Origin of the sequence: Bordetella genomosp. 6 (assembly GCF_002119705.1) — a bacterium.
Classification (GTDB): Bacteria; Pseudomonadota; Gammaproteobacteria; order Burkholderiales; family Burkholderiaceae_B; genus Bordetella; species Bordetella bronchiseptica_F.
Window position 1 is genome coordinate 4597630 of the sequence record NZ_CP021107.1, and the last position, 19645, is coordinate 4617274.

The window sequence follows — 19645 nt, forward strand, 5'->3', positions numbered from 1 at the left end:
TACCTGTAGCCAGCGGCCCGCCGGCCGGGGTCGCGGCCCTACTACAATTCAGCCTATGAATACGAACACCCCCGCCAATCCTCCCGAAGGCGCCCCGCTGAGCGAGGCCACCCAGGCCGCGCTGGCCAGCGCCGAGCACGCCCCCGCCAGCCCGGGCGCCACCCATATCCGCAGCTTCGTGCACCGCCGCGGCCACATCACGCAGCGCCAGCGCGACGCGCTGGAGCAGCTGATGGACAAGTGGTCCGTGCCGTACGCGCCGCGCCCCCTGGACATGGCCGCCACCTTCGGCCGCCAGGCGCCCACCATCCTGGAAATCGGTTTCGGCATGGGCGAGACCACCGAAAAAATCGCCCTGGCGCGCCCGGGCGACAATTTCCTGGGCGTGGAAGTCTTCAACGCCGGCGTGGGCTCGCTGCTGCACCGCATCGAGGAATCGGCCATCGCCAATCTGCGCATCGTCCAGCACGACGCGGTGGAAGTGGTGCGCGACATGATCGCCCCCGACTCGCTGGCCGGCGTGCACGTGTATTTTCCCGATCCGTGGCCCAAGAAGCGCCACCACAAGCGCCGCCTGCTGCAGCCGCCCTTCGTGGCGCTGCTGGCCAGCCGGCTGGCGCCGGGCGGCTACATCCACTGCGCCACCGACTGGGAAGACTACGCGGTCCAGATGCTGGAAGTGCTGAGCGGCGAGCCGCTGCTGCGCAATACCGTCGACGGCTACGCACCGCGCCCGGATTTCCGTCCGCAAACCAAGTTCGAGACGCGCGGCCTGCGCCTGGGCCACGGCGTCTGGGACCTGATGTTCAAGCGAGCCTGAATGCTCTATCCACCGATCGAACCCTATCGCCAAGGCACCCTGGACACCGGCGACGGCCACCAGATCTATTGGGAGCTGTGCGGCAACCCGCAGGGCAAGCCGGCGGTATTCCTGCATGGCGGCCCGGGCAGCGGCTGCTCGCCGGTGCACCGCCAGCTGTTCGACCCGCGCCGCTACAACGTGCTGCTGTTCGACCAGCGCGGCTGCGGCCGCTCGCTGCCGCACGCCAGCCTGGAGAACAACACCACCTGGCACCTGGTGGCCGACATCGAGCGCCTGCGCGCCGAGGTCATGGGCGCCGAGCGCTGGCTGGTGTTCGGCGGCTCGTGGGGCTCGACCCTGGCGCTGGCTTATGCGCAGACCCACCCGCAACGCGCCAGCGAACTGGTGGTGCGCGGGATTTTCGGGCTGCGGCGCGCCGAAGTGCAGTGGTTCTACCAGGAAGGCGCGTCGTGGCTGTTTCCCGACCGCTGGGAAGAATACGTGGCGCCCATCCCGCCCGAAGAGCGCGGCGACCTGATCGCGGCCTACCACAGGCGCCTGACCGGCGACGATCCGGCCGAGCAATTGCGCGCGGCCAAGGCCTGGAGCCGCTGGGAAGACCACACCATCACCCTGCTGCCCAGCCCGCGCCACCAGCAAAGCCATGCGGCCGACCGCGCGGCGCTGGCCTTCGCCCGCATCGAGAACCACTACTTCGTGCATGGCGGCTTCATGGAGGAAGGCCAGCTGATCCGCGATGCGCACAAGCTGCACGGCATACCCGGCACCATCGTGCAGGGCCGCTACGACGTGTGCACGCCGGCGCGCACCGCCTGGGACCTGCACCGCGCCTGGCCGCAGGCGCAGTTCCACCTGATTCCGGACGCGGGCCACGCGTTCGACGAACCCGGCATCCTGGCCCGGCTGATCCAGGCTACCGATACTTACGCAGCCAACCCCGCTTGAGGAGATCCGTATGCACATCACATTGAACGGCGAGGCGCGCGAGTTTCCTCTGCAGACCACCGTCGTCGAACTGCTGGAAACCCTGGGCTACCAGGGCAAGCGCGTGGCGGTCGAGCGCAACGGCGAAATCGTGCCCAAAAGCAAACATGGCGATACCCTGCTGGACGATGGCGATCAGATCGAAATCGTCGTGGCGGTGGGCGGCGGCTAACTCGCGAGGCCGTCCGTCCGCGGGCGCCGCGGCGGCAGCATGAAGCTGCAAGACGTTACATCTTGCTGCATCACCCGCGCCGCCGCTGCACCCATAATCGTTTTCGCGATCAATGCTTTTTTCAACGCACAAGGAAGAAAAATGGGCTTGCTCAACTTCATCAAGGAAGTCGGAGAGAAACTGTTCGGCGCCAGCGAAGCGAAGGCCGCGACCGCCGACGAGCTGAAAAAGGAATTGGACAAGCACGGGCTGTCGGCCGAAGGGCTGGACATCTCCGTCGATGGCGACAAGGTCACGGTCAAGGGCAACGCGGCCTCGACCGAGGCGGCCGAGAAAATCGTGCTGGCCCTGGGCAACACCGTGGGCGTGGCGCAGGTGGACAACCAGCTGCAGACCGCGCAGGCCGCCCCCGCCGCCGTGATGTACACGGTGCAGAAGGGCGATACCCTGTGGAAGATCGCCGAAGCCAACTACGGCAAGGGCAAGGGCGCCAAGTACCCGACGATTTTCGAGGCCAACAAGCCCATGCTCAGCGATCCGGACAAGATCTACCCGGGCCAGGTGCTGCGCATTCCGCCGCTTACCGAGTAACAACCAGGACAGACCGGCAAACCCCGCAGCGTTTGCCGGTTTGTATCGGGGCGGCTATCCCCGCTTAGCCCCGATCGATTCGGCCAGACGCAAAGTCTGGCCGTTTTTTTATTGCACGCCCACGCTCGCCGCTAGCGCATGCCGCCAAAGCGGCCCAGGCCCTTCATGCCGCCCATGGCGCGCATCATCTTGGCCATGCCGCCCTTTTTCATCTGCTTCATCATGCCCTGCATCTGCTCGAACTGCGACAGCAGGCGGTTGACTTCCTGCACCGGCACGCCGGCGCCGGCGGCGATGCGGCGCTTGCGCGACGCCTTGATCAGCTCGGGCTTGGCGCGCTCGCCCGGCGTCATGGAGTTCAGGATGCCCTCGGTGCGGCGCAGCTGCTTCTCGGCCTGGCCGCCCTGCAGCTGGCCGGCCGCCTGCTGGAACTGCGCGGGCAGCTTTTCCAGCAGCGAGCCCATGTCGCCCAGCTTCTTGACCTGGCCCAGCTGGTCGCGGAAGTCGTTCAAGTCGAACTTGTTGCCGGACTTGATCTTCGAGGCCAGCTTCTGCGCCTCGGCGATGTCGATGTTCTTCTGCGCCTGCTCGACCAGCGACACGATGTCGCCCATGCCCAGCACGCGCTGCGCCATGCGTTCGGGGTGGAACGGCTCCAGGCCGTCCAGCTTTTCGGATACGCCGACGAACTTCAGCGGCTTGCCGGTGACATGCCGCACCGACAGCGCCGCGCCGCCGCGCGCGTCGCCGTCCAGCTTGGTCAGCACCACGCCCGTCAGCGGCAGCGCGTCGCCGAAGGCCCGCGCGGTATTGACCGCGTCCTGGCCCTGCATCGCGTCGACCACGAACAGCGTCTCGATCGGCTTGACCAGGTCGTGCAGCGCGCGGATCTCGCGCATCATGGCCTCGTCGATGCCCAGCCGGCCGGCCGTGTCGACGATCAGCACGTCGTAGTGGTGGCGGCGCGCATGGTCGACCGCGTTGCGGGCAATGTCTTCCGGCTTCTGGCTCGCATCCGACTGCAGGAAATCCACCCCGACCTGGGCGGCCACGGTCTTCAACTGCTCGATGGCGGCCGGGCGATAGACGTCGGCGCTGACCACCAGCACCTTCTTCTTGCCCGTCTTGCGGCCGTTCTGGACGTGCTGGCCCTCGGACAGCCAGCGCGCCAGCTTGCCGGTGGTGGTGGTCTTGCCCGCGCCCTGCAGGCCGGCCATCAGGATGACCGCGGGCGGCTGGGTGGCCAGCGACAGCTCGCCGGCGTGCTCGCCCAGGTCGCCGCCCATCAGGCTGGTCAGCTCCTTGTGGACCACGCCCACCAGGGCCTGGCCGGGGCTGAGGCTGCCGGCCACTTCTTCGCCCAGGGCCTTTTCCTTGACGCGCGCCACGAAGTCGCGCACCACGGGCAGCGCCACGTCGGCCTCCAGCAGCGCCATGCGCACTTCGCGCAGCATCTCCTGGGTGTTGGCCTCGGTCAGGCGGGCTTCGCCGCGCAGCGTCTTGACGACGCGCGACAGCCGTTGAGTCAGGTTATCGAGCATGAGAGGCGTTTCCGCTTACACTAGTTGATTGAACGAGGCCGCCTGGGCGCAGCTAGCCGCCGGCGGGCGACAAGCGCCCATGGCCCCATCCAGACAACGGTTTTTATGTCATCAGGCATTGTATTTCACGCCGTGGCCGCGCTGGCTTATGCGGTACTCGCAGGGTCGCTGTGGCGACGCCTGCAAGGCCGCGGCAGCGTGGATCAAGCAAGCAAGCTAACCCGAACCGGCCTGCTGGGCGCGCTGGTCCTGCACGGCGTGGCCCTGCAGCAAGCCATGCTGGGGACGCAACACCTGTACATCGGCTGGGCGCTGGCCCTGTCGGCCGCCGTATGGCTGGGCCTGGTCGTGTTCTGGCTGGAAAGCCTGCTGATCCGCATCGACGGCCTGCAGCTGCTGTTGCTGCCGGCAGCCGCTATCGTAACCGCAATAGCCGCGCTGTTCCCGCAGGCCCAGCTGGTGCCCCATGCCAACAACCCCTGGTTGCGCGCCCACCTGCTGATCGCGCTGGCCGCCTACGGCCTGATCACCATCGCCGCCCTGCACGCCATGCTGATGGCCCTGCTCGATCGCCACCTGCACCGTCCGCTGGACGCGCCGGCCGAGCGCAGCATCGTCGGCCGCGTGCTGGATGCCCAGCCGCCGCTGCTGGTGCAGGAGCGCCTGCTGTTTCGCGTCATCTGGATCGGCTTCGCGGTCCTGACCCTGGCGGTGGGCTCCGGCTCGGTCGCCTCCATCACCCTGACCGGCAAATTCCTGCCGTTCGACCACAAGACCATCTTCACGCTGCTGTCCTGGGCCACCTTCGGCGTGCTGCTGCTGGGCCGCCACATCCGCGGCTGGCGCGGCCGCGTCGCGCTGCGCTGGACCCTGACCGGCTTCGCGTTCCTGATCCTGGCCTACACCGGCAGCCGGTTCGTGCTGGAAGTCATTCTGCATCGAGGTTGAAGTGGGCAAGCTGATCTTCTGGTTCGTCGTCATTCTGGCCGTGCTGTTCATCGCGCGCCTGGCCGGCGCCCGCGCCGCCGGCAAGCGCGCGCCGCGCGCCGAGCCCCCCCGTCCCGCCCCGGACGCCGCCAGCCAGCCCATGGTGCGCTGCGCCCATTGCGGCGTGCACCTGCCGCGCGCCGAGGCCGTGCTGCTGGGCGGCCAGACCTGGTGCAGCAGCGACCACGCCCGCCGCGGCGCCGATCGCGGCTGAACGGCGGCCGCGGCATCCCGGCGGGCTGGAGGATCCGGCCCCATCCTGCATAATGCAGGGTCACCCGCAACAAGCCTGACCCCATCATGCAACGACTGCTACTGGACCGCCACGGCTGGCTGATCCCCGGGCCCGCGGTCACCCGCGCCCCCTCGCCCAACGTCAATGCCCGCCCCGCGGGCACGCAGATCAGCCTGCTGGTCATCCACAACATCAGCCTGCCGCCCAACCAGTTCGGCGGCCCGTACGTCGCGGACCTGTTCCTGAACCGGCTGGACTACAGCGCCGACCCGTGGCTGGAGCGCCTGCGCGGCCTGCACGTCTCGGCCCATTTCTTCATCCGCCGCGACGGCGCCGTCATCCAGTTCGCCGCCACCGAGTCGCGCGCCTGGCATGCCGGCGTATCCAGCTTCAAGGGCCGCGCCAACTGCAACGACTTCTCGATCGGCATCGAACTGGAAGGCACCGACATCCTGCCCTACGCCGATGCCCAGTACGCCACGCTGGCGCGCCTGGCGCAGGTGCTGCGCGCGCGCTACCCGCTGGCCGACGCGCGCGGCCACGAACACATCGCCCCGGGCCGCAAGACCGACCCGGGGCGCGCCTTCAACTGGGTGCGGTTCGGCCGCGAAAGCGGCTTTCCGCGGCGCAACCTGCCGCCCGTATAGCGGTACCGACAATCAAGACAGGGGTTTCGACATGCTGAAGATCTGGGGCCGGCTGAGTTCGGTCAACGTGCAAAAAGTCATGTGGGCCGTGCGCGAACTGGCGCTGCCGCACACCTTCATCGAGGCCGGCGGCCAGTTCGGCGGGCTGGACACCCCCGAATACATCCGCATGAACCCCAACCGCAAGGTGCCGCTGATCGACGACGGCGGCTTCATCCTGTGGGAATCCAACGCCATCGTGCGCTACCTGGGCGCGCGCTACGGCGACGGCGCGATCAGCCCCGCCGACCCGTGCCTACGCGCCGACGCCGACCGCTGGATGGATTGGCAGACCACCGAATGGCAGCCCAGCATGCTGGCCGCCTTCCTGGGCCTGGTGCGCACCCCGGCCGAACAGCGCGACACCGCCGCCATCGAAGCCTCGGCCCGCCAGGCCGGCAAGGCCGCCCTGATGCTGGAGAACGCCCTGGCCGGGCGCGACTTCATCGCCGGCCCGCAATTCAGCATGGGCGACATCGCGCTGGGCTGCGCCGCGCACCGCTGGCTGGGCCTGCCCATCGAACGCCCCGCCACGCCCCACATCGCGGCCTGGTACCGCCGCCTCATGATGCGCCCCGCCACCCAGGGCATCCTGACGCTGCCGCTAACCTAATACTTCGGTGCCTGTCCCCGAACGGGGACTGGCACCGACCGACTCCTCCGCGTGCCTACCCCGAACGGGGACTGGCACCTGCGGCACAGGGTACCTGCCCCCGCTGGGACAGGCACGTCGCACATCGAAAACCCCTCAAGCCTTCAGCAACAGCCCGTTCAAGCGCTTCACGAAGGCCGCCGGGTCGGCGATCTGCGCGCCTTCGGCCAGCAGCGCCTGGTCCAGCAGCAGCGCGGCCCAATCGCCGAACTCCGCCTCGCCGGCATCGCGAATCCGCGCGATCAGCGCGTGGTCCGGGTTGATTTCCAGCACCGGCTTGACCTCCGGCGCCTCTTGGCCGGCCGCCTTCAGCATGCGCAGCAAATGCGGGCTGAGCTCGTTCTGGCCCACCACCACGCAAGCCGGGGAATCCACCAGGCGCTGCGTCACCCGCACCTCCTTCACCTGCTCGGCCAGCGCCTGCTGCAGACGCTCGACCAGCGGCTTGAACGTCTCGGCCACCTCGGACTGGCGCTTCTTCTCTTCCTCGTCCGCCAACTCGGCCAGGTCCAGGCCGCCCTTGGCCACCGACACCAGCGACTTGCCGTCGAACTCGCGCAGATAGGACAGCATCCACTCGTCCACCCGATCCGACAGCAGCAGCACCTCGATGCCCTTCTTCCGGAAAATCTCCAGATGCGGACTATTCGCCGCCGCCGTGAAGGTATCCGCCGTCACGTAGTAAATCTTGTCCTGACCGTCCTTCATGCGGCCCACATAGTCGGCGAACGACACCGTCTGCGCCTGCCCGCCGTCGTGCGTCGACGCAAAGCGCAGCAGCTTGGCGATGCGCTCGCGGTTGGCCGCGTCCTCGCCCGTGCCTTCCTTCAGCACCTGGCCGAACTCCGTCCAGAACGTCGCGTAATCCTCCGCCTTGTTCTCCGCCATGTCCTCCAGCAGCGACAGCACCCGCTTGGCCGAACCCTCGCGGATCGCCCGCACGTCGCGGCTCTCCTGCAGGATCTCGCGCGACACGTTCAGCGGTAGATCCGCCGAATCGATCACCCCGCGCACGAAACGCAGATACGACGGCAGCAACTGCTCCGCGTCGTCCATGATGAACACCCGCTTCACATACAGCTTCACCCCGCGGCGTGCGTCGCGGTCCCACATATCGAACGGCGCGTGCTTGGGCACGTACAGCAGCTGCGTATACTCGCTGCGGCCCTCCACCCGGTTATGCGTCCACGCCAGCGGATCGTCATAATCGTGCGACACCGTCTTGTAGAACTCGCGATACTGCTCGTCGGTGATATCCGATTTGTTGCGCGTCCACAGCGCATTCGCCTGGTTCACCGTCTCCAGCTCATCGCCCTTGACCTGCTCGCCCTTCTCCGCGTCCCAATCCTCCTTGGCCATGCGGACCGGCAGCGAAATATGGTCCGAATAACGGCGCAGAATCTCGCGCAGCTTCCAGCCATTGAGCAACTCGTCCTCGTCGGCGCGCAAATGCAGCGTCACGTCCGTGCCGCGGCCGGCCTTCTCGGCCGGCGCGATGCTGAACTCGCCCTGCCCGTCCGACTCCCAGCGGATCGCCTCATTGGCCGCCAGCCCGGCGCGGCGGCTCAGCACCGTCACCTTGTCGGCCACGATGAACGAGGCATAGAACCCCACCCCGAACTGGCCGATCAGCTGCGCGTCCTTCTGCTTGTCGCCCGTCAGCTGCGAGAAAAACTCGCGCGTGCCCGACCGGGCAATCGTGCCCAGGTTGGCCACCGCCTCGTCGCGCGACAGACCGATACCGTTATCGGAAATCGTGATCGTGCGGGCGGCCTTGTCGTAATCCACCCGGATCGCCAGCTCCCCGTCGCCTTCCAGCAAGGCCGGCTGGTCGATCGCCTCGAAGCGCAGCTTGTCACACGCGTCCGACGCGTTCGACACCAGCTCGCGCAGGAAGATCTCCTTGTTGCTGTAGAGAGAGTGAATCATCAGGTGCAGCAGCTGCTTCACCTCGGCCTGGAACCCCAGGGTTTCGGATGCGGAATTCGTGGTGGTCTGGCTCATCGTGGTACGTAACTGGTCAAAGAATGAACAATCGCGGGCCGGCGCACGGCAGCGGCCCCGGGCGTGCCCCTACACATGAGGGCACAAGCGAAGATTTTCAAGACCGCATATAATCGCAACCTTCCTTCCAGACGGCCTTCGCTCGAAGCCCGTTCCCCCGTGCCCGGGTGGTGAAATTGGTAGACGCAGGGGACTCAAAATCCCCCGCCGCAAGGCGTGCCGGTTCGATTCCGGCCCCGGGCACCATCTCCAAATCTTCTGCTAATTCAAGCCATTAGAAGATTTCGCAGTACAAGCCCCGCACCGGGGGATTTTCCTAAAATTGTGGTCAGGTACAGTTTCGGTACAGTGATGCGGCGCTAGCCCCATACGGAGTACTCATGGCTACGATTGTTAAGACGTCCTCGGGCACTTGGAAAGCCCTAATTCGCAAGACTGGCTGGCCGGCCACGGCCAAGACGTTCCGCACCAAGCGGGATGCCGAAGACTGGGCGCGCCGTACCGAAGACGAAATGGTACGCGGCGTATATATCCAGCGCGCACCCGCCGAGCGCATGACCGTCGCAGCGGCACTGACCCGCTACCTCAAAGAAGTCACACCCACCAAGCGGGCCTCCACCCAAGCCGGCGAACACAAGAAAGCTCAAGTCATCATCCAGCATCTTGGCAAGTACTCGCTGGCCGCTCTGAACGCCGCGGTCAGAGCAAGAAGCGCGCCGACGCGCTGGTCGATGCCGGGCTGCTGACAAAGCGGGACACCGCAGTCAAAGCCATGTTCGGCAACAAGATGGAGCCGGCCACCGAGTACCAAGTCACTGACACCGGCAAGAAATTCCTCATCGCCAATGGTGCCAACACGATGGCTGGACAAGATGCCTTCTGCACCGGCAAGTACACCGTTGTGGAAGTGAGCAACTTCACTGAACCCAGCGACATGATGGGCGTAAAGCTGTCGCAGGTGAACTACCGCTACAAGGTAGAAGGTGCAGATGACTGGGCCAAATCGGAAGGCATGCGTGCCAATTACAAGAATTTTGCGGAACAGACCCAGGGAGATATCCAGGGTAAGGCGGCCGTCATCCTGACCAACGATGGATGGATGCACGAGCGCCTGTTCAAGCGCGGATAAACCACGCTGAGTCAGTTCTAAAACGAAAGGCCTTTCACCTATGAGGAAGGGCCTTTCTTTTGCTCTACGCCGATCTGCGGGTTGGTTGAGGGGTCGCAGAACGACCCATTGCCGTCATTGGCGGCTTGACAGGAGATTTCGTTCAACGATTGTGTTAAGTCGAGCTGTCAGCTTGAATGAATTGTTAGCCGTCATTTAGTTGTCGCCTTGTGTCGTCTAGGCTCAACGCGAACCATCTTCCCCTCTCGCATAAGCACGCCAAGTACGCTCCAGCTTAAGTAATCCTTAGAGCCACCAAGGTAATCGCTTTGAAGCCCAAGTGCTTTTGCAGCGTCTGAGTTCAGGATACCTCCCGGATTGGCACGGGCTAATTCAAGAATCGATGACTTGATAAGCTCTAGACCAATTTGAGCCTTTTCTACCGATCCGGAAGGAATCACCAAGCCCTTTCTGATCTTCTTGATTGGCCCGCCTGGAATGACCGAATTGGTCAAAGTCCCACCGGTAGATTCGGTACCAAAAGCAGAAATTAGCTCCGCTTCAAGTTTTAGGGCTTGGTGTTCCGTCAAGTCATCCGCAAGAACGGTGGTGACAACATCGAGTCCAGCAGCATTGATCTCTGCAATTCTTTTACCCTTACGGGTATTGTCCACCTTAAGCGTGTGCTCCCACGCCCGAACTCCTGTCCCCTTCCCAACGTAGAACGGCACAGCAGGTGTTGTGCGCGGATCTTTCAGTGCATAAATGTAATAAGGATTCATGATTGATGGCTAACACTTGATGTAACCGGCCGCCGGATCAGCGAAGCTGCAAAGGTGCTCAACAGCGTAGCCATCGATGCCGCCGCAGATGCCCAACTTCCCATCGCCGAAGGCCCATGCTTGAGCTAAAGGATCTTCGCCACAGCGGAGCCCCTGAGCGGATCACCGTAGTCTGCGTCTTGACCGTGACTCGTGCCTAGGGTCCCTGACATAGTCCGAGGATGTCGCGACAGGCCTTGATGTCGATTTGCCGCAGCGAGATTGGGGTCAGGGGACGCTCCGCAGGGTGAGATTAGCCAGCGGTACGTCCAACAATCGGCAGGGCCCTCCGTGCTCCTTGGAGCTCGCCACCAGTATGTTGCGTGCAGCCCGGCTGGCACCGAGGTAGACACGCGACACATACCGCCGGCGTGTGCCTAGACCTTGGTCTTCGTCGTAGTCCGCACTATCTGCGTGAATAAGGATCACAGTGTGAAACTGCAGTCCGGCCACAAACTCTGGCATGCTAAAGACGCATTTTCTCTTAGCGTAGCGCAGTTCCTTAATGTCATCGCGCGTGGTGATTGGGACGAATTTGTCCTGAACCCGACCAGCAGAACGGATCTTATCGAACAGAGCTTCGTTTAGGCACAACACCGCCACCTGGCTGCCGCCACCATCGATGTCGCGCACTATCTGGGCGGCCTGCTCGAAGACTCTATCGACCAACTTAATGTCGGTGTCGTATACGGTCAGGGTCGGGGTTTCGCCCGGCTCCTGCTGCGACTCGGCCACGTAAGTTGCGTACTCGCCCTCAAGGTCCATGGCAGGAAAAGAAGCGTCGAGGTCGCGTAGGAACGCCGTGATCTGGGGAGTCGAGCGATAGACTTGCTTGAGCTCGGTCAATACGGACTCACCGACACCCGGATTACGAAACTTTTCCATCCCGCCACTGATAGCAACGTCGTTAGTGCCTTGCTTGATGTCGTAGGCCATGAGCAAGGGCCAGCGGCCACCGACCTGAGCCCGCGTCTTGAAGATGTTGTGAAGCAACATAGCCTCGGCGCGGGTGAAATAGTGGTACTCATCGACGAATACCAAATCAAAGCCGTCGCGCTCGCGCAGAGCTCCCCATTCGTGCGTGCCGAGGTATCGGTCGAAGTCAGCAACCATCTGGTCCATACCCAGCATCTTCTGCGCCCTCAGCAGCGCACGGTAGATATCGTGAATTTCCAGAACCACGCGACGGTCGGCTTCGCTTGGCAGGATCATCTGCCAGGGTTCCCTAGAGCCACGCACGTAGCGGTTGGCCTCGGGGGTATCCTTTTTAATGGACTCGAGGTCAAGCACACAGGCAAACTCGTTCATTAGTTCGTCAATGAGCGAGGCGTCTTTGGCGCGATTCTTAAGGCGCTCCTCAAACTCCCGACAGCAGGGAAACAGATCCAGCACGATACGAGGATCCTTCACAACCTGATCGATGGCCTGCTCGATGAGGATCCGCTGGTACTCGCGTCCATCACGTCCGTCCAGCGATAAGGGGCTAAGGCCCTTTTTCTCGTAGCCCAGCTTCTCTTGCGCCAGTTCATAGATGGTGCCGATCCACAGCCTGGGTTGCTCAAAGGGCGTCTTCAACGAGGTCCAGCGCTCCGTGGGGTCCAGTGCATGGAGCATGCCTCGCACAACTGTATGAGCCAATGCCGAGCTGTGCGTCAGGAATGCGAAAGTTTTGTCGCCGTCCGCGTCAGCGTACAAATCGCGCAAGCATTTCACCACCATCGATTGCGTCTTGCCGGTGCCGGCGGCACCACGTAGTCGCACAGGCCGATCATGCGGCTGATCGACAAATATGCGTTGTTCGCGGTTCAGCCGCTGCTCGTACCAATCTTGCAATGTTCCTGCACTCGCCAGCCGGACGAGGGGCTCCGACAGCAATACACCGAAGTTGCCGACGGGGGGAGAGGCCGGAGGGTCTGCCAGCAGGGCATCGTAGATGCCTTCTATCGCGCGCTGATACAGCGCATTGTCTTCCGGCACTCCGTCCAGATCTTCTGGGTTGTCAGTGACCGCAAACGCGTAGAGATTGCCAGTGCCATCCGGCGATTGGTCGAAATAGACCCGTTGACGGGATTCTCGGGAGGGTTGCGCGAAAACCGAAAGCCGCGAGCCAGTGTGATACGGCTGCCATTGGATGGGAATCGCAATGCTGCGGTCGAAGTGGCGCAATGCCACGCGGATCACCCGCTCGAAGGCTGTACTTGGCTTGTTAAGCCCGGCCGTAGGGGCGAATACGACAGTGTTGATGACCAAGTAGCCATCATCCAGGTCGGCATGCTCGGATAACAAGTAGACAATGTCCTTCAACTCCACACGGCGCAGGCCGTCGGTGTTCTGCGGCACCTCGAATTTCTGCAACCAGGCATCCTCAACAAATGCCCGATCCAGGATGCTGATGGCCTTTTTGTCGATGACAAGGGCGGATACGGTCGTCGTCATGGTCATGCCTTTTGCACTATTTTCTTAAAAAATTCTTCAACCATGAGTTCGCCCGCTGTTTCGCAGGCGCTTTCGAAGGTCTCAGGCATGCCGATGCGGGAGAACAGGAAGGCAAGCTTTTGAGTGATTGAGAAGCGGATACCGTCGTTGAGGCGCCCCAGACGATGGAAAGCGTCCGGGCGGTCATGAATGCGCGCGTCCTGCTCGGTGAGATACAGGTCGGGGGCCATAATGGTCCACATTGAGCGCAGCATCACCACAAAACCGAGACCGGTCTGTCGGGGCAGTTCCGGAAGCACAAAATAGTCCTGGAAACCGCCCCCGTCCTTGAAGGCACTTCGCACGTTTTCCTGCTGGGTCTTCTCTTCGATGCCAAAGAGCGTCCAGGCCGCTTTCAAACGACTGAAAGCGCTCTGGGTTTCGTCGGTGCTCACCGTGAGCGCGAAGCCCTGGAGATCACGTAGCGGCTTGCCACCTGCGGCAGGCTCCTCGCCAGTAGCGCTCACCAGGATTTCTTTGGGAGTCTTGCTGCGCAGCCATTGCACCAATGACTCACGTGTTAGTGCCGTAAGGTCAGGTTGCCGTTTGCGGATCTGGCCATTGAGATGGTCGCATATCGTCTTTGATCGTCTCTCGGCGAGCTTGCGCAACTGCTCCTGCGCCCAGGGTCCTTCGATATAGGCTGCCATGGGCACGATCTCTAGCCAGGTGTAGCGTTCGCCGGCTTTCCTTTGGGCTATATCGCAATCGGCAGTGATCACGATTCCGAGCTTCTCTGTTTCCCCTGTCTTGGGGTTGAGCTTGCGGATGATGTCGCCTTGGCGCACCTCGTCCGTGTCTTCGATCTGCGCGAAAAAGCCAGTCATATATCTTGTCTCTGAATCTGTCAACAATGCGCCCCACAGATTAAATGTTACATGACAGCACCCCAATCTTGCAGCCTGGGCGCAAGACCGAACGTTGAGTAAATACTGTGCTGAGGTGAGACCGAACAGCAAAGAAGCAGTCGCTGGCGTAGCTCGACGCGCTGCGCGTGAAAAATCATCGGCTGCAGAACCTCATACAGTCGCCATTCGGGCGGCAGCGCGTTGCCCGGTTCGATGACCGCTTTGCACCAGACGCGAGGGGTATCAGCGACTACCGACCGCAACCGCTGTGGAGCAGCCACAGGGCTTCCCTGCTGAATTTCCGCTTTTGGCCGAACTCGGCCTTACGTCTCACTGAGCGAATCATCCCCGCCTACACGCCGAACGCGTGCCGCGCAAGGTCATCAGGTCCCCGCGCTGGCTACTACTGCGCAATCTCGAAAACGTCATGCGAGAAGCACCCCGGAAATCGGCGATGAACCTTTTCTTTTGCCCTTTCAGATCACTTCTCTGATCAGCCCGGTTGTCGGGCCTTTAAAGGCTGCGCCATGTATTCCAGAGGTCGCAGATTGGAATTAGCGCGGCCACGACTTAAGCGTATGCAAGTCCAGCAACGTAAACCTCCCCGCATCCTGCCATCCACCTGTATCGATGTAGTAAACGTTGCCAAGCTGTGCAGGCTTGCGCAGCGTCATATGTCCATGGACTACCGCACGTACATTGCGGACAGGCTGGGAATACTGCATTCGATAGCGGTCTACAGACCATAGACAGGCCTCCTCGTCCTCCGGGCTGAAAGTAGCGCCATGAATGGCCTGCCAATCGTCATAGGGAAAGTCGGCGTGAACCATACCGACCACGCCACTTGGCGTTTCCACCCCGATAGCCAGCGGCAAGGCGCTCAAGCAGGCCGCAATGCGTTCACGAACACCAACAACGCAAGCATCCAACCACCCACCGCCGTGGACGCGATGATCAACGTCCGGAATCGGATTGCCCATCGCCCGTCGCCACGTCATCAGGTCGGGATTCCCACAGATCGCATGAAACCACGCGCGCTCCACCATTTCAGAACATCGGCCGATTCAGGGCCTCGGTCTGCAAGGTCCCCTACGGAAAACAATCTGTCCTTTTCTGGTGAGAACTTGACGGCAGCCAACGCGACTTCAAGCCCACCAAACCACGGACAATCCCATCAGTTCGTTTGTGTAGGTCATCGTTCTTGCCTTGATCATCTTCTTCGCGCAGAGAAAACGAGTGGTTTAGGGGCGAGGCTGGATGGCGGCATCGCCTTTGACGCTGTGACATTCAGGAGCATGGCGCAGGGCATTGGCAACGTGGTGAATCCTAAGACGACGCGCCGCGATATGCAGTCGGGCATGATGGTTACTGCTGGCCGAACCAACCACGTGATCGCAGGCAACACCATGTGGAACCCAGCCTATCGGCAACACGTCTTGCAGAACATGGGCAAGAACTGGGGACCGGCAACGGGCGGCTTCGTCAACGGTAAGCGATGTGCATGTTGCGTCCGCAACGGCCTCGCCATCAGCGAGGCCCTTTCATTTATGACCGCACATATCTCCGCGCTACGCTTGGGCAACCCCTTCGGTTGCATCCCGCGTCCGCTCTTGCCGGACTGGCCGCGGGGGCAGGCCCAGCGGCTTCGCCTTGTTCCTGCCCCCGGCCGACAGGCTGCATGGCTTCCAGAGGCATCAAGGGTGAAGGCTTCGCCCGGGATCCTCACCCGTTCCCTGCGCTGCGCTTCGGGCTGCGGCTTCCGGTCCCGCCCTTGACGCCTCTTCCGGCCAAACGGCGTCAGTAGCGGTGCTATCAAGCGGATGACGGGTCAAGGGGTTGGTGCGGCCCGCAGCCCACAGGGCGAGGACACGGCCCCTTGACGCGGCAGGAGCGCCCCACGCTATGCCCGGGGGCAGGAGTTCCGGGCCAAGGGCCCGCACCCCCTGCTCCCGAGGCTCCCGCCGGCGAGGGTGGAGAGTCCAGAGAGGCAAAGCCTCTTTGGAAACTACGGCTAGTACGCAGCCGATATTGGCGTCCATAGCAGGTAAAACAAGACACTCAGCGCACCACCTCTGTGGCTGCGCGTACCTAAACCAAATTACCCATACTTCTTGTAAGATCGAGTTACCTACGGCAAGGAGACACCATGGCTGGCAAGGGTAAATGCAGGCAACAGCCCCACAAAACCATATCGGATACCGAACGCAGCCGCCGGCAATCGGCAGTTAACTATGCGCGGGCCTCTGTCGGTCTAGAAGGTTTCTCGCTCAGTGAAGCAGATGAGGCCCACGCTCAGCGTTTCGTCGATGGTCAGATCAGCCTGCAAGAGTTTGTGCAACCGCGCGCTGACGCGTTAACGCTCCCCAAGTCTTCGTCATGACGAAGAAATTTAGGATTTGGGAACTAGTGCAGGATAGGCTATCGCCGGTTCGTATTACAAGTCGAGCTGAGGTAGTGTGGTACTACGATAATTAATGCAGCACTCCCATTTCGCGCCTTTAGTGCAAATCTTACCAATTTCGAGTTTTCAGCATTCACTCCAAAGAAGGAAGACAAATGGCAACATTGCCCTACGTTACAGCTGTGGGAAATATTGAAAAAGCTCTTAAAGGGATCAAAGCCGCAGCCACACCGGAAGCTGTCAGCCAGGACTTCGTGAAAACCATCTTAGGTATCAAAGGGGGGTCGGGAAATCAGATGACTGCGTACCTAAAAAAAATTGGTTTCGCGGCAGCAGATGGGTCGCCAACAGCTCTATATAAAAAATTTAGAAATTCTGCTACAGAAGGATGGGCGGCAGCCCAAGCCTTGAAGGTTGGATACGCACCACTTTACACACGCAATGAGTACATGCATAAACTCGCAGATGAAGAGATTAAAGGATTAATCTTCGAGGAGACAGGTGCAGGACAAGATTCGGCAGCAGTACCATTGATATTATCTTGCATAAAACAACTAAGAAAGTTTGCCAAATGGGATCAGGTCGCCACCGAAGACATAATAGAGAATAGCCAAATAGAACCAGATCCCCTGTCAACCTCAAAACCGGACCTGACAACTAACTTGAATCCATACGCGCACGGAGTCGGTTTAAATATAGGGTACACAATAAATCTGAACTTACCTGCAACATCTGATCCTGCCGTTTTCAATGCGATTTTCAAGGCACTAAAAGAACATCTTCTTAGGAGTTCAGAATGAATCGAATTGATGACTCGATTCGCTCATTTGGCATGTCCGGGTTGTTGATATGCGAAGATCTTCGTCAGATTGAAAAAGCATTCGGAATTGAGCTAGGACACGCACCGAAGACTGAAGTAGCCAGTGCAGTAGCGTATTATCCGCAGTTCGAACAGACCGTCCGCCAAGAGGCGGCGGATATGTCTGAAAACTACGAAGTTTTTTACTGTCTTGAGCAGGCTATCCGAAAGTTGATAACAGAGACTCTTGAGGAAGCCGAAGGTCAGACTTGGTGGGATAGTGTGCGTATACCCCAAGATATTAAAAATGACGTTGCTTCGCTTATTAGACGCGAGCGTGACAACAGCGTTACGCCGCGATCAGAGAATATGATTGATTACACCACGTTCGGTCAGTTGTCGGTTGTAATCACGTCTAATTGGGACCTTTTCGAGCCAACGTTGAAAAGCAAGCGTGCCGTCGAGCGCGTAATGGCAAACCTAAACCTAATCCGAGGCCCAATTGCACACTGCTGCCCGATACAAGAAGATGAAGAGGACAGGCTAAAGTTGGCAGTAAAAGATTGGTTCAGAATGATTGGTTAAGTCTCTGATCTAAGGCTTGACTATCTAACGAATGGATTTCTCAAAATCCATATACAACCTCTCTCGAATCCATTGATTGGATATCATGTATACCAAACCCAAGATAAAGCCTCTAAAAAAACACGACCTTTGCTTGATTTAATAATTCCAAGCCAAGCTATCAACCTATCCATTCTCATAAAAATAGCCATGAAAAAAACGTTCTCAAGTCATTTTCGGCTTACTGATGAGGAATTCAAAGCCTTGTGGGGAGAGTGCTTATTTGCGGTAGATGCAAATGTAATTCTCCATCTTTACCGTTACTCGCCAAATACTCGTCAAGCCCTAGAGCGGAGTTTGGAATCTATCGCTGACCAGTTATTTCTTCCACATCAAGCAGCGCGAGAATTTTTCAACCATCGTCTAAATGTTACTGCCGGGCAAGCAGAAGAATACACAAAAGCAATAACCAAGCTCAAAGAAATCACTGCCATTCTTACCGACACTCGAAAGCATCCATTTCTAGCCGGTGAAGAGCTCCAAAGTCTAAGTGAACTTTCGCCCAAGCTGATATCGCAACTTGAATTTCAGAGAGATGAACTTTTAGCCCGCTTAAGCAACGATGAGATTCTTGATTTTGTTGCAAATGTGTTCAATGAAAAAGTCGGGAATAGCCTAAGTACAGGTGATTTGGATTTAATAATTAAGGAAGGAGATTCAAGATATGAAAGAGAAATTCCTCCGGGGTATAAAGATGGTAAGAAACAATCCACGGTGGATCCATATAGAAAATTTGGCGATTTGATTATTTGGCACCAACTTATCCAGAAATCCAAAATCTCCTCACGCCCCATCATATTTATAACGGATGATAGAAAAGAGGATTGGTGGCTAGAACAATCAGGTAGAACTATTGGACCACGACCAGAGCTGATAGAAGAATTTGCAAACGAAACTTCCAGAAAATTCTGGATGTATACCGTTGACAAATTCATGGAACAGGTCGCTGCTGCTGATAACACTGAAGTCAACAAGGATGCCATCGCAGAGATCATTCAAATTAGCGAAGAATCAAAAGTAGATTCACCTACGTCACATAACACTACTATTAACACTCCCAATCACCTTGTTATATCCGAGACGCAGCTAATTATTGAACTTTCTGAGTTTCTCGAATCACATCCATCCGAGGATGGGTCTGTTGGATTGAGGTATTTTGTCGTGAATTATCTTGGTAGCCAAAACTACGAGATCAATCACTCATATGCTCGGCTCAATAAACTCGCGGACAATGGTGCTGTCGAAATTTTCCAGCATCAGCGAAGTGACGGGTCAAAGTCTACAAAAATTCGCTTACCAGAAAAGCGATGACAAACCTCTCATTTAGGACTTGCGCTGCACCCAGATTGGTGGCCTTCGCCCTACCAAGTCTGAAATGGTGCTCCATGTTCGTACTGAAATGGCTTTTGCATCGCTTTGGATCGACAGCTACGGATAGTTCTAATCACCCAACTACTGTACCGAAAATCCGGTACAGTACAGGTACAGTGACCAGTTTTCACCAATTCACTTAAAATGCTCTAACCTACTGATTTGAAACTGTTTTTACCCATTTCAACCTACACTAGAATTCGCCCCATTTCCCTGTAGAAACACAGTAAATCACCAACTCAAAATTCCCCACCCCAACACGCTCCGATCCAACTCCGATCTCAGTACACCCACGATTGCCCTAAAGCACACCCACATCGCGCCAGCCCATCAAGAAAATCATGACCCCAGAATAAAACCTGGCCCATGATGCCCATCAAGCCCCACAAGTCTCCCGGCGCTACGTCTTCCCCCCTCGCCTGCTTGTGCCCGCAATTTCCTTAGAGCCCCTTCAAGGAAATTCCTGCCTGCCCCTTCCCCCTCCCAACGGCCAATCGCCGTCCCACCCAAACACCGGCCAGCC

The 19645-nt window shown here is 59.7% G+C and carries 19 protein-coding genes, 1 tRNA gene and 1 pseudogene; 15 read left to right on the top strand and 6 right to left on the bottom strand.

Going from position 1 to position 19645, the window contains the following annotated elements; translation table 11 throughout:
* The first annotated feature begins 55 nt into the window (after positions 1–55).
* From trmB to lysM, 4 genes are all read left to right on the top strand, one after another.
* Complete coding sequence (gene trmB, locus CAL11_RS21645; RefSeq protein ID WP_167382556.1) at positions 56–820, top strand: tRNA (guanosine(46)-N7)-methyltransferase TrmB; 765 nt, start codon at positions 56–58, stop codon at positions 818–820.
* Positions 821–1768, top strand: coding sequence for a prolyl aminopeptidase (gene pip, locus CAL11_RS21650; protein WP_033453654.1), 948 nt, complete (start codon positions 821–823; stop codon positions 1766–1768). It abuts the gene before it with no gap.
* A 10-nt stretch (positions 1769–1778) separates the two neighbouring features.
* On the top strand, positions 1779–1979 hold the full coding sequence (gene thiS / locus CAL11_RS21655) for a sulfur carrier protein ThiS (RefSeq protein ID WP_003807812.1): 201 nt from the start codon (positions 1779–1781) through the stop codon (positions 1977–1979).
* A gap of 141 nt (positions 1980–2120) precedes the next feature.
* Complete coding sequence (gene lysM / locus CAL11_RS21660) at positions 2121–2570, top strand: peptidoglycan-binding protein LysM (RefSeq protein ID WP_033462962.1); 450 nt, start codon at positions 2121–2123, stop codon at positions 2568–2570.
* A 131-nt stretch (positions 2571–2701) separates the two neighbouring features.
* Here lysM and ffh read toward each other — a convergent pair whose 3' ends face one another.
* Complete coding sequence (gene ffh, locus CAL11_RS21665; RefSeq protein WP_033462963.1) at positions 2702–4111, bottom strand: signal recognition particle protein; 1410 nt, start codon at positions 4109–4111, stop codon at positions 2702–2704.
* A gap of 105 nt (positions 4112–4216) precedes the next feature.
* Between ffh and CAL11_RS21670 the strand changes: the two genes are divergently transcribed.
* From CAL11_RS21670 to CAL11_RS21685, 4 genes are all read left to right on the top strand, one after another.
* Complete coding sequence (locus tag CAL11_RS21670; RefSeq protein ID WP_033462965.1) at positions 4217–5059, top strand: cytochrome C assembly family protein; 843 nt, start codon at positions 4217–4219, stop codon at positions 5057–5059.
* 1 nt (position 5060) lies between these two features.
* Positions 5061–5312 (top strand): PP0621 family protein, encoded by a 252-nt coding sequence (locus CAL11_RS21675; RefSeq protein WP_033462967.1) that lies wholly within the window; start codon positions 5061–5063, stop codon positions 5310–5312.
* Positions 5313–5398: 86 nt separating this feature from the next.
* A complete protein-coding gene (gene ampD / locus CAL11_RS21680; protein WP_086094227.1) occupies positions 5399–5980 on the top strand; it encodes a 1,6-anhydro-N-acetylmuramyl-L-alanine amidase AmpD in 582 nt (193 codons plus the stop codon).
* A 31-nt stretch (positions 5981–6011) separates the two neighbouring features.
* On the top strand, positions 6012–6632 hold the full coding sequence (locus CAL11_RS21685) for a glutathione S-transferase family protein (RefSeq protein ID WP_086094228.1): 621 nt from the start codon (positions 6012–6014) through the stop codon (positions 6630–6632).
* A 135-nt stretch (positions 6633–6767) separates the two neighbouring features.
* On the opposite strand, the gene htpG is transcribed toward CAL11_RS21685, so the two are convergent.
* Positions 6768–8675 carry a molecular chaperone HtpG gene (gene htpG, locus CAL11_RS21690; RefSeq protein WP_086094229.1) on the bottom strand — a complete coding sequence of 636 codons (1908 nt, stop codon included), beginning with the start codon at positions 8673–8675 and terminating at the stop codon, positions 6768–6770.
* A gap of 161 nt (positions 8676–8836) precedes the next feature.
* Here htpG and CAL11_RS21695 point away from each other — a divergent pair.
* The 3 genes and pseudogenes from CAL11_RS21695 to CAL11_RS21705 all read left to right on the top strand — a co-directional run bounded on the left by CAL11_RS21695 (position 8837) and on the right by CAL11_RS21705 (position 9804).
* Positions 8837–8921: transfer RNA gene (locus CAL11_RS21695), tRNA-Leu, on the top strand.
* A gap of 134 nt (positions 8922–9055) precedes the next feature.
* A pseudogene (locus CAL11_RS21700) lies at positions 9056–9385 on the top strand (integrase); the annotation flags it as partial.
* Positions 9386–9447: 62 nt separating this feature from the next.
* Positions 9448–9804, top strand: coding sequence for a hypothetical protein (locus tag CAL11_RS21705; protein WP_086094231.1), 357 nt, complete (start codon positions 9448–9450; stop codon positions 9802–9804).
* Positions 9805–9995: 191 nt separating this feature from the next.
* On the opposite strand, the gene CAL11_RS21710 is transcribed toward CAL11_RS21705, so the two are convergent.
* The 4 genes from CAL11_RS21710 to CAL11_RS21725 all read right to left on the bottom strand — a co-directional run bounded on the left by CAL11_RS21710 (position 9996) and on the right by CAL11_RS21725 (position 14907).
* Positions 9996–10565, bottom strand: coding sequence for a GIY-YIG nuclease family protein (locus tag CAL11_RS21710; protein WP_086094232.1), 570 nt, complete (start codon positions 10563–10565; stop codon positions 9996–9998).
* Between the two features lie 267 nt (positions 10566–10832).
* Positions 10833–13040, bottom strand: coding sequence for a UvrD-helicase domain-containing protein (locus tag CAL11_RS21715; protein WP_157668869.1), 2208 nt, complete (start codon positions 13038–13040; stop codon positions 10833–10835).
* A 2-nt stretch (positions 13041–13042) separates the two neighbouring features.
* Entirely contained in the window at positions 13043–13906 is an 864-nt protein-coding gene (locus CAL11_RS21720; protein WP_086094234.1) for a hypothetical protein, read from the bottom strand.
* A gap of 575 nt (positions 13907–14481) precedes the next feature.
* Positions 14482–14907: a serine/threonine protein phosphatase gene (locus CAL11_RS21725; RefSeq protein ID WP_086094657.1), complete on the bottom strand. Its 426-nt coding sequence runs from the start codon at positions 14905–14907 to the stop codon at positions 14482–14484.
* Between the two features lie 1166 nt (positions 14908–16073).
* Here CAL11_RS21725 and CAL11_RS21735 point away from each other — a divergent pair.
* From CAL11_RS21735 to CAL11_RS24450, 4 genes are all read left to right on the top strand, one after another.
* Positions 16074–16307 carry an antitoxin VbhA family protein gene (locus CAL11_RS21735; protein ID WP_086094235.1) on the top strand — a complete coding sequence of 78 codons (234 nt, stop codon included), beginning with the start codon at positions 16074–16076 and terminating at the stop codon, positions 16305–16307.
* 176 nt (positions 16308–16483) lie between these two features.
* The gene (locus CAL11_RS24440; protein ID WP_157668870.1) at positions 16484–17128 is read left to right on the top strand and encodes a DUF5343 domain-containing protein; all 645 of its coding nucleotides are present in this window, start codon (positions 16484–16486) and stop codon (positions 17126–17128) included.
* Positions 17125–17712 (top strand): Swt1 family HEPN domain-containing protein, encoded by a 588-nt coding sequence (locus CAL11_RS24445; protein WP_157668871.1) that lies wholly within the window; start codon positions 17125–17127, stop codon positions 17710–17712. The genes CAL11_RS24440 and CAL11_RS24445 overlap by 4 nt, the downstream gene beginning before the upstream one ends.
* A 189-nt stretch (positions 17713–17901) precedes the next feature.
* Positions 17902–19062: a PIN-like domain-containing protein gene (locus CAL11_RS24450; RefSeq protein ID WP_157668872.1), complete on the top strand. Its 1161-nt coding sequence runs from the start codon at positions 17902–17904 to the stop codon at positions 19060–19062.
* Positions 19063–19645 lie beyond the last annotated feature (583 nt).

Excerpts from the sequence above, each read along its gene's own strand:
- pip (WP_033453654.1), top strand. The coding sequence starts at position 821 with ATGCTCTATCCACCGATCGAACCCTATCGCCAAGGCACCCTGGACACC.
- CAL11_RS24445 (WP_157668871.1), top strand. The coding sequence starts at position 17,125 with ATGAATCGAATTGATGACTCGATTCGCTCATTTGGCATGTCCGGGTTG.
- lysM (WP_033462962.1), top strand. The coding sequence starts at position 2,121 with ATGGGCTTGCTCAACTTCATCAAGGAAGTCGGAGAGAAACTGTTCGGC.
- htpG (WP_086094229.1), bottom strand. The coding sequence starts at position 8,675 with ATGAGCCAGACCACCACGAATTCCGCATCCGAAACCCTGGGGTTCCAG.
- CAL11_RS21725 (WP_086094657.1), bottom strand. The coding sequence starts at position 14,907 with ATGGGCAATCCGATTCCGGACGTTGATCATCGCGTCCACGGCGGTGGG.
- CAL11_RS24450 (WP_157668872.1), top strand. The coding sequence starts at position 17,902 with ATGAAAAAAACGTTCTCAAGTCATTTTCGGCTTACTGATGAGGAATTC.
- CAL11_RS21685 (WP_086094228.1), top strand. The coding sequence starts at position 6,012 with ATGCTGAAGATCTGGGGCCGGCTGAGTTCGGTCAACGTGCAAAAAGTC.
- CAL11_RS21705 (WP_086094231.1), top strand. The coding sequence starts at position 9,448 with ATGTTCGGCAACAAGATGGAGCCGGCCACCGAGTACCAAGTCACTGAC.
- CAL11_RS24440 (WP_157668870.1), top strand. The coding sequence starts at position 16,484 with ATGGCAACATTGCCCTACGTTACAGCTGTGGGAAATATTGAAAAAGCT.
- CAL11_RS21720 (WP_086094234.1), bottom strand. The coding sequence starts at position 13,906 with ATGACTGGCTTTTTCGCGCAGATCGAAGACACGGACGAGGTGCGCCAA.
- trmB (WP_167382556.1), top strand. The coding sequence starts at position 56 with ATGAATACGAACACCCCCGCCAATCCTCCCGAAGGCGCCCCGCTGAGC.
- CAL11_RS21735 (WP_086094235.1), top strand. The coding sequence starts at position 16,074 with ATGGCTGGCAAGGGTAAATGCAGGCAACAGCCCCACAAAACCATATCG.
- ampD (WP_086094227.1), top strand. The coding sequence starts at position 5,399 with ATGCAACGACTGCTACTGGACCGCCACGGCTGGCTGATCCCCGGGCCC.
- CAL11_RS21715 (WP_157668869.1), bottom strand. The coding sequence starts at position 13,040 with ATGACGACGACCGTATCCGCCCTTGTCATCGACAAAAAGGCCATCAGC.
- CAL11_RS21670 (WP_033462965.1), top strand. The coding sequence starts at position 4,217 with ATGTCATCAGGCATTGTATTTCACGCCGTGGCCGCGCTGGCTTATGCG.
- ffh (WP_033462963.1), bottom strand. The coding sequence starts at position 4,111 with ATGCTCGATAACCTGACTCAACGGCTGTCGCGCGTCGTCAAGACGCTG.
- CAL11_RS21710 (WP_086094232.1), bottom strand. The coding sequence starts at position 10,565 with ATGAATCCTTATTACATTTATGCACTGAAAGATCCGCGCACAACACCT.
- thiS (WP_003807812.1), top strand. The coding sequence starts at position 1,779 with ATGCACATCACATTGAACGGCGAGGCGCGCGAGTTTCCTCTGCAGACC.